At 65.2% G+C, this 14,875-nt stretch carries 14 protein-coding genes; 9 read left to right on the forward strand and 5 right to left on the reverse strand.

Annotated elements, in window-relative coordinates; genetic code table 11:
- Positions 1 to 1,536 carry an N-acetylmuramoyl-L-alanine amidase gene (locus ACS7SF_RS05225; RefSeq protein WP_439891992.1) on the reverse strand — a complete coding sequence of 512 codons (1,536 nt, stop codon included), beginning with the start codon at positions 1,534 to 1,536 and terminating at the stop codon, positions 1 to 3.
- A 10-nt stretch (positions 1,537 to 1,546) separates the two neighbouring features.
- Positions 1,547 to 2,083, reverse strand: a complete 537-nt coding sequence (gene tsaE / locus ACS7SF_RS05230) for a tRNA (adenosine(37)-N6)-threonylcarbamoyltransferase complex ATPase subunit type 1 TsaE (protein ID WP_439891993.1) — start codon at positions 2,081 to 2,083, stop codon at positions 1,547 to 1,549.
- Positions 2,084 to 2,134: 51 nt separating this feature from the next.
- Here tsaE and queG point away from each other — a divergent pair, with 51 nt between their 5' ends.
- The 6 genes from queG to plsY all read left to right on the forward strand — a co-directional run bounded on the left by queG (position 2,135) and on the right by plsY (position 6,891).
- Positions 2,135 to 3,286 carry a tRNA epoxyqueuosine(34) reductase QueG gene (queG, locus tag ACS7SF_RS05235; RefSeq protein WP_439891994.1) on the forward strand — a complete coding sequence of 384 codons (1,152 nt, stop codon included), beginning with the start codon at positions 2,135 to 2,137 and terminating at the stop codon, positions 3,284 to 3,286.
- Between the two features lie 245 nt (positions 3,287 to 3,531).
- Positions 3,532 to 4,194 carry a chalcone isomerase family protein gene (locus tag ACS7SF_RS05240; protein WP_439891995.1) on the forward strand — a complete coding sequence of 221 codons (663 nt, stop codon included), beginning with the start codon at positions 3,532 to 3,534 and terminating at the stop codon, positions 4,192 to 4,194.
- Between the two features lie 74 nt (positions 4,195 to 4,268).
- The gene (locus ACS7SF_RS05245; protein ID WP_439891996.1) at positions 4,269 to 4,745 is read left to right on the forward strand and encodes a methylated-DNA--[protein]-cysteine S-methyltransferase; all 477 of its coding nucleotides are present in this window, start codon (positions 4,269 to 4,271) and stop codon (positions 4,743 to 4,745) included.
- Positions 4,742 to 5,677, forward strand: a complete 936-nt coding sequence (xerD, locus tag ACS7SF_RS05250; protein WP_439891997.1) for a site-specific tyrosine recombinase XerD — start codon at positions 4,742 to 4,744, stop codon at positions 5,675 to 5,677. Before ACS7SF_RS05245 ends, xerD begins: the two co-directional genes overlap by 4 nt.
- A gap of 17 nt (positions 5,678 to 5,694) precedes the next feature.
- Positions 5,695 to 6,186 carry a Cys-tRNA(Pro) deacylase gene (gene ybaK / locus ACS7SF_RS05255; RefSeq protein WP_439891998.1) on the forward strand — a complete coding sequence of 164 codons (492 nt, stop codon included), beginning with the start codon at positions 5,695 to 5,697 and terminating at the stop codon, positions 6,184 to 6,186.
- A gap of 81 nt (positions 6,187 to 6,267) precedes the next feature.
- A complete protein-coding gene (gene plsY / locus ACS7SF_RS05260; RefSeq protein ID WP_439891999.1) occupies positions 6,268 to 6,891 on the forward strand; it encodes a glycerol-3-phosphate 1-O-acyltransferase PlsY in 624 nt (207 codons plus the stop codon).
- Here the strand turns inward: plsY and ACS7SF_RS05265 are convergent.
- Entirely contained in the window at positions 6,888 to 7,904 is a 1,017-nt protein-coding gene (locus ACS7SF_RS05265) for a GlxA family transcriptional regulator (protein ID WP_439892000.1), read from the reverse strand. The two genes, plsY and ACS7SF_RS05265, sit on opposite strands and share 4 nt — an antisense overlap.
- A gap of 158 nt (positions 7,905 to 8,062) precedes the next feature.
- Here ACS7SF_RS05265 and ACS7SF_RS05270 point away from each other — a divergent pair, with 158 nt between their 5' ends.
- Entirely contained in the window at positions 8,063 to 10,450 is a 2,388-nt protein-coding gene (locus ACS7SF_RS05270) for an acylase (protein WP_439892001.1), read from the forward strand.
- Positions 10,451 to 10,659: 209 nt separating this feature from the next.
- The gene (gene aspA, locus ACS7SF_RS05275; RefSeq protein ID WP_439892002.1) at positions 10,660 to 12,066 is read left to right on the forward strand and encodes an aspartate ammonia-lyase; all 1,407 of its coding nucleotides are present in this window, start codon (positions 10,660 to 10,662) and stop codon (positions 12,064 to 12,066) included.
- A gap of 60 nt (positions 12,067 to 12,126) precedes the next feature.
- On the opposite strand, the gene ACS7SF_RS05280 is transcribed toward aspA, so the two are convergent.
- Positions 12,127 to 12,612: a YajQ family cyclic di-GMP-binding protein gene (locus ACS7SF_RS05280; protein WP_009241389.1), complete on the reverse strand. Its 486-nt coding sequence runs from the start codon at positions 12,610 to 12,612 to the stop codon at positions 12,127 to 12,129.
- Positions 12,613 to 12,718: 106 nt separating this feature from the next.
- On the opposite strand from ACS7SF_RS05280, the gene murB reads away from it, so the two are divergent.
- Positions 12,719 to 13,747 carry a UDP-N-acetylmuramate dehydrogenase gene (gene murB / locus ACS7SF_RS05285; RefSeq protein ID WP_439892003.1) on the forward strand — a complete coding sequence of 343 codons (1,029 nt, stop codon included), beginning with the start codon at positions 12,719 to 12,721 and terminating at the stop codon, positions 13,745 to 13,747.
- Between the two features lie 4 nt (positions 13,748 to 13,751).
- Here murB and ACS7SF_RS05290 read toward each other — a convergent pair whose 3' ends face one another.
- The gene (locus ACS7SF_RS05290) at positions 13,752 to 14,801 is read right to left on the reverse strand and encodes a patatin-like phospholipase family protein (RefSeq protein ID WP_439892004.1); all 1,050 of its coding nucleotides are present in this window, start codon (positions 14,799 to 14,801) and stop codon (positions 13,752 to 13,754) included.
- Positions 14,802 to 14,875 lie beyond the last annotated feature (74 nt).

A 14,875-nucleotide genomic window follows, 5' to 3' on the forward strand; every position in this document is an offset into this window, starting at 1 on the left:
TCAAACGCCGGGGTTGTGCGACAGCGGCGGGTTCTTTGCGAAGTACGCGCGGATGCCGCGCAGGATGGCGTCGGCCAACTGGTTCTGGTGGCCCAGATCGTTGAGCTTGGCCTCTTCTTCCGGGTTGGAGATGAAGGCCGTCTCGACGAGGATCGAAGGAATATCCGGCGCCTTGAGCACCGCAAAGCCCGCTTGCTCTACCTGCCCCTTGTGCAGACGGTTGATACCGCCGATCTGTTCCAGCACGGCCCGGCCGACCTTCATGCTGTCGCCGATCTGCGCGGTGGTCGACAAGTCCAGCAGCACGCGCGTGACCTGCGCGTCTTTCGAACCGAGGTTCGCGCCACCGATCATGTCCGCCGCATTCTCCTTGTTGGCGAGCCACTTGGCTTGCGCGCTCGACGCCCCGCGGTCCGATAGCACAAACACCGAAGCGCCCCGCGCCTCCGGCGTAACAAACGCATCAGCGTGAATAGAGACGAACAAATCCGCCTGCACGCGGCGCGCCTTCTGCACGCGCACGCCGAGCGGGACGAAGTAGTCGGAATCGCGCGTCATCATGGCGCGCATGTTGGGCTGGGCGTCGATCTTGGCCTTGAGCATGCGGGCGATCGACAGCACCACGTCTTTTTCATGCGTGCCGGCACCGCCCGTGGCGCCAGGGTCTTCGCCGCCATGGCCGGGGTCGATGGCAACCGTCAGCAGGCGGCGCATGCGCGGGCCACTGGACGGCGTGCGCGACACGGGTGCCTCCGGCACGACGTCCAGCGGCGGGGTATTCGGCGCGTTGGCGAGCGTCGACGGCGGATTCGCTGACGTGGTCGGCGGTGTCTTGCGCGGCGGCGTGCGGTTGGCGAGCGCCGGGCGCGATTCCGCTGTCGTTGCCGTTGCAGGCGGCGCGGCGGGTGTCGTCGCACTGCCGTCGCGGCGGGCCAATGCGGCGATCGGGTCGTCGTCTTCAGCCGGTGTCGGCATCGGCGTGCCACCCGAAGCCGCAAAGCGCTGCTGCTTGCCTTCGGTGGCCTGCACGAGCTGCATCAGCGGGTCGGGCGGATTGGTCGGATACAGATCGAACACGAGCCGGTTGCGATAACCGGCAATCGGCAGCAGCGTGAACACCTGCGGGTTGACGCTCTCCTTCAGATCAAACACCAGGCGCACCACGTTCGGCCGGTTCTGGCCCACACGCACCTGGCGGATGTACGGATCATTCGGCGTGATCTTGGCGACCAACTCGCGCAGCGTGGGGTTCAGATCCAGCCCATCGATGTTGACCATCAAGCGGTCCGGATCGGTGATGAGCTGGTGCGTGGCCTTGAGCGCGACATCGGATTCGATGGTCACGCGCGTGTAGTCTTCGGCGGGCCACACGCGCACCGCCACGATGTTGGCGCCGCGCGCGAGCTGCGGGCCGGCCAGGCTCAGGATGACGGTGCCCGCGCCGGCTTTTGCCATGCGCGCAAGCCATTGCCGGCGTGCCTGGCTCGGCAGGTTGGGATCATCCGGTTGGTCGGTCGGCAGATGCTTGATCAGCATGGGGCGGCGGTTACAGCGACTGTAAGAGTTGGAGGCCGGTCTGCGTGCGGGCACTCAGACGCGCAAGGCGCGGTGCATGCTCAACGCCGTCATCGTAGGTTTCGTGCACAACGTCGACCGATAAAGCGACATGCAGGTCGGGCGTGCCGAGCAACGCCTGAGCCTTCTCCGGCCACTCGACGAGGCACAGCGCGGGTTCGGCAAAGCAGTCGCGGAAGCCCGCGTCGGTCCATTCTTCCGGATCGGCAAAACGGTACAGGTCAAAGTGATAGACCTTCTGCGTGCCAGTGGTTCCGGCAACCTCGTAGGGTTCGACCAGCGTATAGGTGGGGCTGCGCACACGGCCGGTATGGCCGAAGCCACGCAGGATGGCGCGCGAAAGCGTGGTCTTGCCCGCGCCAAGATCGCCCGAAAGCTGCACCTGCACGGGCCGCGGACCCAGCGCCAGCACGGCCTGCGCAAGCGCCGCACCAAAGGCCGACGTGGCTGCCTCGTCGGCGAGCGTCACGGTGTGCTCGGCGAGCGGCGGGGTCAAACCAGAGGGCATGGCAGGCGATTGAGAGCTGGGAGCACGGTGGGCATTGCGTACAATTTGGGCATGTCCGCCACCCCCACGTCCTCACTCGAAACGAACCTGGATGCGCGCTTGCCAGCCGATGAAGCCGGCATGCTCGCGCTGGTGGCGCAGATCCGCTCCTGGGGCGCCGAACTCGGTTTCGATGCCATCCGCATCGCCGATGTTAACCTCTCGCACGCGGAAGAAGGGCTCCAGACGTGGCTTGCGCAGGGGTTTCACGGTGACATGGATTATATGGCGAACCATGGCATGCTCCGCGCGCGCCCGGCCGAACTTGTTGCCGGAACGGTACGTGCCATCGTCGCGCGGATGCCGTATCTGCCACATGGCACAGGGGCGCAACCTGCGGGCGGTGACTGGCGCGCCATCGAGTGGGACCGCCTGCGCCGCCCGGAAGACGCCACCATCTCGCTCTATGCGCGTGGCCGGGACTATCACAAGGTCTTGCGCCAGCGCTTGCAGAAGCTCGCAGAGAAGATTGCCGGTGTCGCCGGGCCGTACGGCTTTCGCGTGTTCACCGATTCCGCGCCGGTGCTGGAGGTGGCGCTCGCCACCAACGGCGGCCTGGGCTGGCGCGGCAAACACACACTGCTGCTCGATCGCGATGCCGGCTCGATGTTCTTCCTCGGCGAAATCCTGATCGACCTGCCGCTCCCCGTGGACCCACCCGTGGAGCCGCATTGCGGCAACTGCACGCGCTGCATCGACGTGTGCCCCACGCAGGCCATCGTCGCGCCGTATGTGGTGGACGCGCGCCGTTGCATCTCGTACCTGACCATCGAGCACAAGGGCAGCATCCCCGTGGAATTGCGCAAGGCGATGGGCAACCACGTCTACGGCTGCGACGACTGCCAGCTCATCTGCCCGTGGAACAAGTTCGCGGTGCCGGCCAATCTGCCGGACTTCGATGTGCGCAACGGGTTGGATGCTGCCTCGCTGGTTGCGTTGTTCAACTGGACCGAAGCGGAATTCAACCAGCGGTTGGAAGGCAGCCCGATCCGCCGTATCGGGCATGAACGCTGGCTGCGCAACCTGGCAGTGGCCATGGGCAATGCGCTGCGCGGGCCGTTGCCCGAACGGGCTCGCACGCAAATCACCGCTGCCTTGCAGACGCGCGCGGAAGACGCCTCTGAACTCGTGCGAGAGCACGTGGCCTGGGCACTGGCGACCTGACGGCGCCAGCTCACCCTTTGCCGTTTTAATGTCAGCGCGGCAAACCCAATCGCAAATGTTTTAAAAGCAAGACAATGTCGCGCTTAACACAAATGCCGCATTCCACTCGCATTCCATTGTTAACGCCCGTTGACGCAAACCTTGATACCACGCGGTATGCAAACGGTTTCGCATCCGGGCAGATACCAATTGTTTGCAGATAAAACATCGACAAAATAGAGGCTGTCCAAAAACCGCCCATTTCGATGTTTCCCGCTCTTGTTGATTTCCGCCGCGCGCTGCGTTCTGTCGTGCGTGCCCACGCTTTTGGTCGTCTGCCTGTCGTGCGACGCGCGTGGCGCCACAGCGTGATGGCCGCCGTGCTGCTCGCCGCCTGCGCCGCACCCGCATGGGCCACGGTGAGCATTGAGGGCGTGCCATTCGACGATGCCGCTCGCGTGGCCGGCCGCGAGCTGCTGCTCAACGGCACGGGCCTGCGCGCGGTGTTCGTCATCAAGGGCTACGTGGCAGGGCTGTACCTGCCTGAGCGCGCGAAGAATGCGGCGGTCATCCTCGGCATGAAGGGGCCGAAGCGGTTGCAGATCCATCCGTTGCGCGACGTGGGCGCCGACACCTTCATTCGCGCGCTGAACGACGGCATCCATCGCAATCAGACCGAAATCCAGATGCAAAAGCTGGCCGACCGCCTGACGCAACTGGAAGACACGATGCGCCAGATCGGCTCGACCAAGCGCGGTGACACCATCAACTTCGACTACGCGCCCGAGGCCGGCACCACCATCAGCATCAACGGCGTGGCTCGCGCCAAGCCCATCCCCGGCGAAGATTTCTACCAGGCCGTGCTCAGCATCTTCATCGGCAATTACCCCGTCGACCGCGACTTGAAGAGCGGGTTGCTCGGCACCTGAGCATTCGCCCGACAGGGCCCGCGCCGGCGGCATGCTAGATTCTCGGGATCGCTTTTTTCGCGCCGGACTCTGTCATGCCCTCCCCGTTTGATGCCGTTCTCGCCGCACCCTTCGGCAAGCTGGGAGTGCGCGTGGCCGATGGTGCCCTGCGTGAGCTCGTCTACCTGCCGGAGAGCACCCCCACCGTCGATTCGAGCGACACGCTGGTCCGCACGCTGGCCCAGCAGCTCGATGCGTATTACGGCAACCCCGGCGCCACGTTCGACATCCCCCTCGCACCCGCCGGCACGGACTTCCAGCACCGCGTGTGGAATGCCATCCGCGCCATCCCGTGCGGCAGCGTCATTACCTACGGCACCATCGCCAAGCAGATCAGCAGCGTGCCGCGCGCGGTGGGCCAGGCGTGCGGCGACAACTGGTTCCCGATCGTCATCCCCTGCCACCGCGTAGTGAGCGCGTCGGGCATCGGCGGGTTCGCACACCACACCGATGGCTACCTGATGAACATCAAGCACTGGCTGCTGCGCCACGAAGGCGTGATGCTGATATGAGAAAGGCTGCACTGAAAGACGCTGACACTCCTGCCCTGCCGCCGCAAAGCGCAGACGCCATCCAGCGGTTCTGCGACGCACTGTGGTTGGAAGACGGCCTCGCCCGCAACACGCTCGATGCGTATCGGCGCGACCTGACGCTCTACGCGCACTGGCTGGCCGAGCGCAACAAGTCCATCGCTGAAACCGAAGACGGCGACCTGGCCGATTACTTCGCCGCACGCCATGCCGAGAGCCGCGCCTCGACCGCCAACCGCCGGCGCACCGTGTTCAAGCGCTTCTTCGTGTGGGCGATGCGCGAGCACGTGGTGAGCACTGATCCGTCGCGCCTGCTGCCCACGGCCAAGCAACCGCCGCGCTATCCGAAGACGTTGTCCGAAGCGCAGGTCGAGGCGCTCATCGACGCGCCCGATGTCGACACGCCACTAGGCCTGCGTGACCGCGCCATGATCGAGCTGATGTATGCGAGCGGCCTGCGCGTGTCGGAAATCGTTGGATTGAAGACGGTGGAAGTGGGCCTGAACGAAGGCGTGGTCCGCGTGATCGGCGGCAAGGGCGGCAAGGACCGGCTGGTGCCCTTCGGCGCCGAGGCGGGCGACTGGCTGCGGCGCTATCTGCGTGATGGCCGCACGGCTTTGCTGGGCGAACGCACCGCCGATGCGCTGTTCGTCACCGCACGCGGCGATGGCATGACACGGCAGGCGTTCTGGTACCTCATCAAACGCTACGCGTTGCTCGCCGATATTCACGCGCCGTTGTCGCCGCACACGCTGCGGCACGCGTTCGCCACGCACCTGCTCAACCATGGCGCAGACTTGCGCGTGGTGCAGATGCTGCTCGGCCACGCAGATATTTCCACCACGCAGATCTACACCCACGTCGCGCGCGAGCGCCTGCGCACGCTGCATGCGCAGCACCATCCGCGCGGATAGCGTTGTTCTTTTTGCCCATGAGCAAGTCCAAGCACGTTTCCGAAACGCCGGCCACGCAGTTCCTCAAGGCGCACGGCGTCGCCTTTACCGAACACACCTACGACTATATCGACAAGGGCGGCACGACTGAATCGTCACGCCAGCTCGGCGTGGACGAGCACGCCGTCATCAAGACGCTGGTGATGGAAGACGAGCACGCCAAGCCGCTGATCGTGCTGATGCACGGCGATTGCTCGGTCTCCACCAAGAACCTCGCGCGCCAGACCGGCCGCAAGAGCGTGCAGCCGTGCAAGCCCGAGGTGGCGCAGCGGCACAGCGGCTACCTGGTGGGCGGCACGTCGCCGTTTGGCGTGCGCAAAGCGATGCCGGTGTACGTGGAAGCGTCTGTTTTGGAGCTGGAGAGCATCTACATCAATGGCGGGCGGCGCGGCTTTCTGGTGAGCATTGCACCCAGCGCGCTGACGACGGTGCTGAACGCGCAGCCCGTCCACTGTGCAAACCCCGATTGAAACGGCCCCGGCGGCTAGGGCACCCTTAGGCACCCTACCCGCCCACGCTACAATCGCGCAGCCTGATTTCACAGAACCGCTATGTCCCCTGTCGTCGCAACCGTCGTTTTTGCTGTGGCCGCCTACCTGATCGGCTCCGTCTCGTTTGCCGTGGTCGTGAGCCGCGTCATGGGCTTGGCCGACCCGCGCACCTACGGCTCGGGCAACCCCGGCGCCACCAACGTGCTGCGCTCGGGCAACAAGAAGGCGGCCGTCCTCACGTTGCTGGGCGATGCGGCCAAGGGCTGGCTGGCGGTGTGGCTCGCGCAACTGCTGGCACCGCGCTTTGGCGTGGATGAGGTAGGCATTGCGCTGGTGGTCATCGCCGTGTTCCTCGGTCACCTGTATCCGGTGTTCCACCGCTTTGCCGGCGGCAAGGGCGTCGCCACGGCGGCGGGCATTCTGCTGGCGGTCAACGTGTGGCTGGGGCTGGCAACGCTGGCCACGTGGCTCATCATCGCGGTGTTCTTCCGCTACTCGTCGCTGGCGGCGCTGGTGTCGGCGGTGTTTGCCCCGTTCTTCTACGTGCTGATGAACGGCTTCGACTGGATTGCCGGCGCGGTTGCGCTGATGGCGGTGCTGCTGATTGCACGCCACCGCGCCAATATCGCCAAGCTGCTCGCCGGCAAGGAAAGCCGCATCGGCGAGAAAAAGAAAGCCGCTTAATTGCGCAACTCGGCGCGCACCGAATGCGCGCGCCGATGTTCCCCCGGCGGCAGCCCCGTGTGCCGCCGCAACAACCGCCGGAAGGCGGACATGTCCTGATAGCCGCACTGTTCAGCGATCGCCGTCAGGCTCAGCATGCTGACTTCCAGCAGGTGACAGGCGCGCTCCACGCGCAGCCGGTGCAGCAATTGCAACGGCGACATCCCCACCGTTTTCGTGAAATGCCGCAGCAGCGTGCGCTCGCTGGTGGAGGCGGCGGCGGCGAGCGTCCCCAGATCAAACGGTTCGTGCAGATGCTGCTGCAGATAGCGCCGCGCGCGCAGGACCACGCTGTCGCGAATGGCGGGCTTGCTGCGTAGCCAGATGCCGATGGCCTCGCCGCGTGAAGGGTGATCGAGCACCGCATTGCCCAACGTGCGCGCGAGCCTGGCATCGGCCAGCCGCCCCACCACGCGATGCATGAGCGCCACGCCATGCTCCATCGCCCGCGCGGTAATCACGTTGCCGCTGCTGACGATGGCCTGTGCCGGCACCACCTTCAACTGCGGGAAATTGCCCTGCACCCAGCCAGCGATCAGCCACGTCACCGTCAGCCGTTGGCCGGGGGGCAGCACATCGGCCAGCATGGCCACCCCCGTGAATGACGAGGCGACCAACCGCCCGGCCGCCAGATAGCGGCGGATCGTGGCGCGCTCCCCCTCCAGCAGCGCCAGGCGCTGTTCCATCATGCCGATGTGGTCGAAATGCAGCGGCGGCACGATCAGCGCATCACCGAGTTCCGCATCGTGCTGCGGCAGCGCCTCGCAGCGGCAGACCAGCGTTTCAGCGGCTGCTTGCCAACGCGCCGGATCCCGCGCGAGGAGTCGCCAGCCGAACACTGGCGTCTTGGCGGTATCGGCGCGCTTGCTGGCTTGCATGGAGGCCAACGCATTCGCCGCGCCCAGCGTGTCGGCGGCGGTGGCGAGCGTGGAAAAACCAGCGTCGGGAAAGGTCAGCAGGTCGATGTTTGGCATGCCGCAGTATAGGCATGGGCGGCAATCCACGTGGCGGGATTGACCCCAACTCTGGCGGGAATACCTCTTTCGGTTCAGACCCGTCTGATTGAGGATGCGACGGTGGCTGCGCACGGATGCGGCCCCATCACAACACAAGGATCAGGAGACACCACACGATGCAGCAATTCAGACAGGGATTCGCGCTGCGCGGCACGCTTGCCATGGCCGCGCTTGCGGCATTGGCGGGTTGCGCAAGCGCCGACAGCGGCTGGGCCACGCCATCGGACACGGGCCTCTCGGCCGAGATCAGCCGCACCCGCTTCGGCATTCCGCACGTCCGCGCCAACGACTACGCCAGCCTCGGCTTCGGCATGGCCTACGCCTATGCGCAGGACAACGTCTGCCTGCTGGCCGACCAGGTCGTCACCGTCAACGGCGAGCGCTCGAAGACCTTCGGGCCGGACGGCACCGTCACCGTGTCGTTCAAGCCGATCCCGAACACGCAGTCAGATGCGTTTTTCAAGGGCGCGTTCGACGAGGCTGGCCTGCGCGCAGGCTACGCGCAGATGTCGCCGGAAGCGCGCGAACTGCTGCGCGGCTACCTCGCCGGCTACAACCGCTATCTGAAAGACACGCCGGCCGCCGACCGCCCCGCTGCCTGCCGCAACGCCACCTGGGTACGTCCGCTCACACTGGTCGACATGATGCGCATGGGCGAAGAGAAGTCCATTCAGGCCAGCGCGGGCGCCATGCTGCAGAGCATCGTCGCCGCGCAGCCGCCAGGCGGTGCCCCGGCGTCTGCCGTCATTCCCCCGCATGCCGTCGACACTGCCGCGCTCGACCGCGACCTGCAACTGCGCGACATGCCCATCGGCTCCAACGGCTGGGCCTTCGGCAAGGCCGCCACGGACAACGGCCGCGGCGTGCTGCTCGGCAACCCGCACTTCCCTTGGACGACCACCAACCGCTTCTACCAGGTCCACCTGACCGTGCCTGGCAAGCTGGACGTGATGGGCGCATCGATTGCCGCCTTCCCCGTCGTCAGCATCGGGTTCAACAAAGACGTGGCGTGGACGCACACCGTGTCCACCGGCCGCCGCTTCACCGTGTTCGAGCTGAAGCTGGCCGAGGGCGATCCGACCACGTACCTGATCGACGGCAAGCCGCACAAGATGACCACGCGCACCGTGGCGTTTGATGTGAAGCCGCCGGATGGCCGCATCGAGCGCCGCACGCACACCTTCTACAACACGGTGTATGGCCCCGTGCTGTCGATGCCCGCAGGCGGCATGCCGTGGACCTCGCAGAAGGCCTACACGCTGCGTGATGCCAACCGCAACAACACGCGCTCGATCGACACGTGGCTGCACATCGCACAGGCCGAGGACGTGGCTGGCATCCAGCAGGCGATCGGCAACCTCGGCATCCCCTGGGTCAACACGATCGCCACCGATCGCAACGGCCGCGCGCTGTTTGCCGATGTGTTGACCACGCCGGATGTCTCCGCAGATACGCTCAAGCGCTGCGCGCCGTCGCCGCTGGCCGACAAGCTGTTCAAGGGCGTGGGGCTGGTGCTGCTCGATGGCTCGCGCAGCGCGTGCGATTGGCAGGTCGATCCGGCATCGCCCGTGCCCGGTCTGGTGGCGCCCGCCCGCATGCCGGTGCTGGAGCGCGATGACTACGTCGCCAACAGCAACGACAGCTCGTGGCTGACCAACCCGGCGCAGAAGCTGACCGGCTACTCCCCAGTGATGGGCTCGACCGACGTGCCGCAGCGCCTGCGCACCCGCATCGGCATCATCGAGATCGAGCGCCGCCTGAACGGTACCGACGGCCTGCCCGGCAACAAGGTCAACCTGCCGAACCTGCAAGCGATGATCTTCCGCGATGCCAACCTCGCCGGGCATTTGGTGCGCGACGATCTGCTGGCTGCGTGCAAAGCCACGCCCAACGTCGATGCCGATGTGCGCGACGGCTGCGCTGCCCTCGTGCAATGGAACCTCACGAGCAATGCCGACGCCCGCGCCGGCCACCTGTTCCGCGAGTTCTGGATGCGCGCCAAGGACATCCCGCACGTCTACGCGGTCGACTTCAACCCGGCCGACCCGATCTACACGCCGCGCGGCCTGCGAATGAACGACGCGACGGTCCGCACGGCCGTATTCAAGGCGCTGAAGGACGCTGTGGGCGCAGTGCGCACCGCCGGCTTTGCGCTGGATGCCCCGCTGGGCACCGTGCAGGCAGCCCACGCACCGGGCGGGGACATCGCCCTGCACGGCGGCGAGGAGTACGAAGGCGTGCTCAACAAGCTGCAAAGCACGCCGATCGGGCCAAAGGGGCTGCAGGTGTATTTCGGCACCAGCTACATCCAGACCGTCACGTTTGACGACCAGGGCCCGGTGGCCGATGCGCTGCTGACCTATGGCGAATCGAGCGACCCGGCCTCGCCGCATGCGTTCGACCAGATGCGCGAGTTCTCGGCCAAGCGCTGGAACCGGCTGCCGTTCTCGGAGGCCGCCATTGCAGCGGACCCTGCGCTGAAGGTGACCAAGCTGTCGCAGTAACGCAGTACGTGCGTCGTCCCCGTGCAACGCGGGGACGCGTCCTTTTGCCGCGCATCAGGACGATTCCGCCTGCCTGAACCACTCTTGCCAGTTGTTCACAGAAGGCACCCTGCATTTCCGGTATCACCCGAGCTGGCCCGCGTTCATCGCGGGCCATTTCTTTTGGTGCATTCGGCGCATAACCGCCCCACTTGGAGACACACCCAGCCATGGCCACACGCATTGAACACGACCTGCTCGGCGACCGCGACATCCCCAACGAGAAGTACTACGGCGTCCACACGCTGCGCGCGTTGGAGAACTTTCCGATTACCGGCACGCCCATTTCGGTCTATCCGCAACTGATCAATGCGCTGGCCAGCGTGAAGGCCGCTGCGGCGCTCGCCAATCACGAACTCGGTCTGCTGGACAAGACACGTGCAGACGCCATCGTTGCAGCCTGCAAGCAGGTGCAGGCGGGTGTGGCGCACGAGCACTTTGTCGTCGACGTCATCCAAGGCGGCGCAGGCACGTCCACCAACATGAACGCCAACGAGGTCATCGCCAACCTCGCGCTCGAACAGCTCGGCCACGCGCGTGGCGCGTATGAGCACCTGCACCCGAACGAGCACGTGAACATGAGCCAGAGCACCAACGACGTCTATCCGACGGCGCTGCATATCGCCACGCACGATCTCGTGCTGGAGCTGGTGGAGGCGATGAGCGTGTTGCGCGCAGCGTTCGAGCGCAAGGCCAACGAATTCCGCAGCGTGCTGAAGATGGGCCGCACGCAACTGCAAGACGCCGTACCGATGACGCTGGGCCAGGAATTCGGCAGCTACGCAGTCGGCCTAGCCGAAGATCAGGCGCGGTTGCTGGAAGCGCTATCGACGATTCGCGAGATCAACCTCGGCGCCACCGCCATTGGCACCGGCATCAACACGCACCCCGATTACGCAGAGGCCGCGCGCAAGCACCTGGCGCAGATCACCGGCATCCCGCTGATCACCGCGCAGGACCTGGTGGCTGCCACGCCGGACGTGGGCGCGTTCATGCACATCTCGGGCGTGCTCAAGCGCATGGCGGCCAAACTGTCCAAAACCTGCAACGACTTGCGCTTGCTCTCCAGCGGCCCGCGCGCCGGCATGGGCGAGATCAACCTGCCCGCCATGCAGGCGGGCTCCAGCATCATGCCGGGCAAGGTGAACCCGGTGATTCCGGAAGTGGTCAACCAGATCGCGTATGAGGTGATCGGCAACGACGTCACCATCACCTTTGCCGCCGAGGCCGGTCAGCTTCAGCTCAACGCGTTTGAGCCGGTGATTGCGCACAGCCTGTTCAAGAGCCTCGTGCACCTGCGCAACGGCTGCCTGACGCTGGCCGACAAGTGCGTCAACGGCATTACCGCCAACGTCGATCACTTGCGCGACAACGTGGAGCGCTCCATCGGCATCGTCACCGCGCTGAACCCGCACATCGGCTACACCAACGCCACCGCCATCGCACAAGAAGCGCTGGTGAGCGGCGCCAGCGTGTATCAGCTCGTGCTGGACAAAGCGCTGCTCAGCCGCGAGGCGCTGGACGAAATCCTGCAGCCGGAGATGCTGACACAGCCGCGCGCCGTAGCGGCAGGCTGATCCCCGCAGAAAACAAAAACGCCCCGAACATTCGGGGCGTCTTGTTGGAAGCGGCTCGGATCAGTCGCGGAAGTTGTTGAAATCCAGCGGCGTATCGCTCACGTCCTTGCGCAGCATGGCGATCACGCTCTGCAGGTCATCGCGCTTGGCGCCGGTCACGCGCACCGCGTCGCCTTGGATGCTGGCCTGGACCTTGATCTTGCTGTCCTTGATCGTCTTGACGATCTTCTTGGCCAGATCGCCCGAGACGCCCTTCTTGATCTTGACGACTTGCTTCATCTTGTCGCCGCCGATCTTCTGCTTGTCCTGGTAGTCCAGGAAGCGCACGTCGACGTTGCGCTTGGCGAGCTTGTTCATCAGCACGTCGTTGACCTGGCCGATCTTGAAATCGTCATCGGCAAACAGGGTCAGCTCCTGTTCCTTGTGCTCGACGCGAGAGTCCGAGCCCTTGAAGTCGAATCGCGTCGAAATCTCTTTGTTGGCCTGTTCCACGGCGTTCTTCACTTCCACCATGTTGGCTTCGCATACCACGTCAAACGACGGCATCGTGTTCTCCTTGCAGACTTGAATTCGGGTTGCTGCGGCAGCTTCCTGCGGGTGCCGCGTGCGCCATGGCTTCTATAATCTCCGCTTTCCCAGCAGATTTGGCGCCATGGCGTTGCTCGACCCGCATTATCCCCTAGGCCGGCACAACACGTTCCGTTTTGAAGCCACCGCCCGCTACGCAGCACATGTGCGCACGCCGGACGACATCCCCGCCGCGCTGGCCGACCCGCGCGTGCAGGACCTGCCCGTGCTGGTGCTGGGCGGCGGCAGCAACGTCGTGCTCACGCGTGACTTTGACGGGCTGGTGCTGCTGATGGAGATTCCGGGCATCACCACCGGCCACGCGACGCTCGATGGCCGCGAAGTTCACACGGTGACTGCCGGCGGCGGCGAATCGTGGCACGGGCTGGTCGCGCACACCGTCGCCAATGGCTTGCCTGGGCTGGAAAACCTCGCGCTGATTCCCGGTACGGTAGGCGCCGCCCCCATCCAGAACATCGGCGCATACGGCGTGGAGATCAAAGACCGCTTCCACTCGCTGCGCGCCTACGACCGCCATGCCGGCGAGTTCGTCACCCTCACCGCAGCCGACTGTGCCTTCGGCTACCGCGACAGCCTCTTCAAGCGTGCGGGCGCCGATCGCTACGTCATTACCGAGGTGACGTTCGCCCTGCCCATCGACTGGCAGCCCGACACGCACTACGCCGAACTCGCCCGCGAGCTGGCTGCGCAGAACATCGCCAACCCCACGGCACAGAACATCTTCGACGCGGTGGTCACCATCCGCCGCCGCAAGCTGCCCGACCCGGCCGAGATCGGCAACGCGGGCAGCTTCTTCAAGAACCCCATCGTCGATGCCGCCACGCGCGATGCGGTGGTCGAGCGCTTCCCCAATCTGGTCGGCTATGTGCAGCCGGACGGCACGTACAAGCTCGCCGCCGGCTGGCTGATCGACCAGTGCGGCTTCAAGGGCCGCCAGAGCGGCGCAGTCGGCGTCTATGAAAAGCAGGCGCTGGTGCTGGTGCACCGGGGCGGCGGCAGCGCCGTGCAATTGATGACACTGGCACGCGAGATTCAGGACGCGGTCCATGCGCGCTTTGGCGTACGCATCGAACCGGAACCCGTCGTCATCTGACCGCTTAAATCTCCTGGCCGCGCAGGTATTCCTTCTGGATGTCGACCGTGCCCTGCTTGCCGACATCGTCGAAATGCTTGCGCAGCCACGCCTTGCCCTCGTGCCGGCCGCGCTCCTTGAGCATGCTCAGGAAGCTCCAGTCCGTCACCAGCTTCGTCGACGATGACAAATCGCCCAGCGGCTTGTCGGCACGGATGGCGTGCAGGTAGATGTATTTCAGGCGATCGCGGTATTCGGGCTTGAGCCAATCCTCGGCAATCAGCTTCTGCACGAACGCGATGGCGCGCATCTCACGCAGCAAGGACGCGTTGAAGGTGATCTCGTTCAGTCGCTCCATCACCTCGTGCGGCTGGTCGGGCACCTCCTTGCGCACGATCGGGTTCACGTGCACGAGCAGGATGTCCTGTGTCTTGGTCTCGTAGAAGAACGGGAACAGCACCGGATTGCCCATGTAGCCACCATCCCAGTAGTGGTGGTGGTGAATTTCGATGGCCGGGTACAGATACGGCAGGCAGGCGGACGCAAGCACCGTTTCGGCGTCGATCTCGGGCGTGTTGAACACGCGCACATTGCCGGTGTTGACGTCGGTAGCGGCCAGGAAGAGCTTGGTGCTTTCGCAGGCGCGCAGCCGGTCGAAATCGACGTGCTGGGCGAGCAGATCGCGCAGCGGGTTGTAGTGGGCGCCCTGGGCGGTGGCGCTGATCCAGTTATCCCACAGGCGCATCCAGTCCGTCACCGGCCAGCTATCGGGAAACAGCGGCTTGCCGGAGAACAGCGTCTTGGCATTCTCGCCCATGGCGGAGAGCGGCGAGCCGGCCGTCGATACCGCCAGCCAGAACGCATGCAGCTTCTCGCGTGCTCGCTCGGGGCCGCCTTCCAGCAGACCGTCGAGCATCACCACGGCATTCATCGAGCCTGCGCTCGTGCCCGTGATGCCCTCGTACGACAGGCGCCCGTCTTCGAGTAGCGCATCCAGCACGCCCCAGGTGAAGGCCCCGTGCGCCCCGCCACCCTGCAGCGCGAGGTTGATGTGTTTGGCGTGCGGCTTCTGCATGATTTCCCCCTTTTTTTGAAAGCGCTCGCCCCTTAGCGCGCTTCGAATCACCCAGGATACCGGTAGATCATGGC

This window comes from Ralstonia sp. 25C, assembly GCF_051904805.1.
Classification (GTDB): domain Bacteria; phylum Pseudomonadota; class Gammaproteobacteria; order Burkholderiales; family Burkholderiaceae; genus Ralstonia.

What these genes read in the sequence shown, in the direction of transcription:
- ACS7SF_RS05225 (WP_439891992.1), bottom strand. Translation starts at nt 1,536, where the DNA reads ATGCTGATCAAGCATCTGCCGACCGACCAACCGGATGATCCCAACCTG.
- tsaE (WP_439891993.1), bottom strand. Translation starts at nt 2,083, where the DNA reads ATGCCCTCTGGTTTGACCCCGCCGCTCGCCGAGCACACCGTGACGCTC.
- queG (WP_439891994.1), top strand. Translation starts at nt 2,135, where the DNA reads ATGTCCGCCACCCCCACGTCCTCACTCGAAACGAACCTGGATGCGCGC.
- ACS7SF_RS05240 (WP_439891995.1), top strand. Translation starts at nt 3,532, where the DNA reads ATGTTTCCCGCTCTTGTTGATTTCCGCCGCGCGCTGCGTTCTGTCGTG.
- ACS7SF_RS05245 (WP_439891996.1), top strand. Translation starts at nt 4,269, where the DNA reads ATGCCCTCCCCGTTTGATGCCGTTCTCGCCGCACCCTTCGGCAAGCTG.
- xerD (WP_439891997.1), top strand. Translation starts at nt 4,742, where the DNA reads ATGAGAAAGGCTGCACTGAAAGACGCTGACACTCCTGCCCTGCCGCCG.
- ybaK (WP_439891998.1), top strand. Translation starts at nt 5,695, where the DNA reads ATGAGCAAGTCCAAGCACGTTTCCGAAACGCCGGCCACGCAGTTCCTC.
- plsY (WP_439891999.1), top strand. Translation starts at nt 6,268, where the DNA reads ATGTCCCCTGTCGTCGCAACCGTCGTTTTTGCTGTGGCCGCCTACCTG.
- ACS7SF_RS05265 (WP_439892000.1), bottom strand. Translation starts at nt 7,904, where the DNA reads ATGCCAAACATCGACCTGCTGACCTTTCCCGACGCTGGTTTTTCCACG.
- ACS7SF_RS05270 (WP_439892001.1), top strand. Translation starts at nt 8,063, where the DNA reads ATGCAGCAATTCAGACAGGGATTCGCGCTGCGCGGCACGCTTGCCATG.
- aspA (WP_439892002.1), top strand. Translation starts at nt 10,660, where the DNA reads ATGGCCACACGCATTGAACACGACCTGCTCGGCGACCGCGACATCCCC.
- ACS7SF_RS05280 (WP_009241389.1), bottom strand. Translation starts at nt 12,612, where the DNA reads ATGCCGTCGTTTGACGTGGTATGCGAAGCCAACATGGTGGAAGTGAAG.
- murB (WP_439892003.1), top strand. Translation starts at nt 12,719, where the DNA reads ATGGCGTTGCTCGACCCGCATTATCCCCTAGGCCGGCACAACACGTTC.
- ACS7SF_RS05290 (WP_439892004.1), bottom strand. Translation starts at nt 14,801, where the DNA reads ATGCAGAAGCCGCACGCCAAACACATCAACCTCGCGCTGCAGGGTGGC.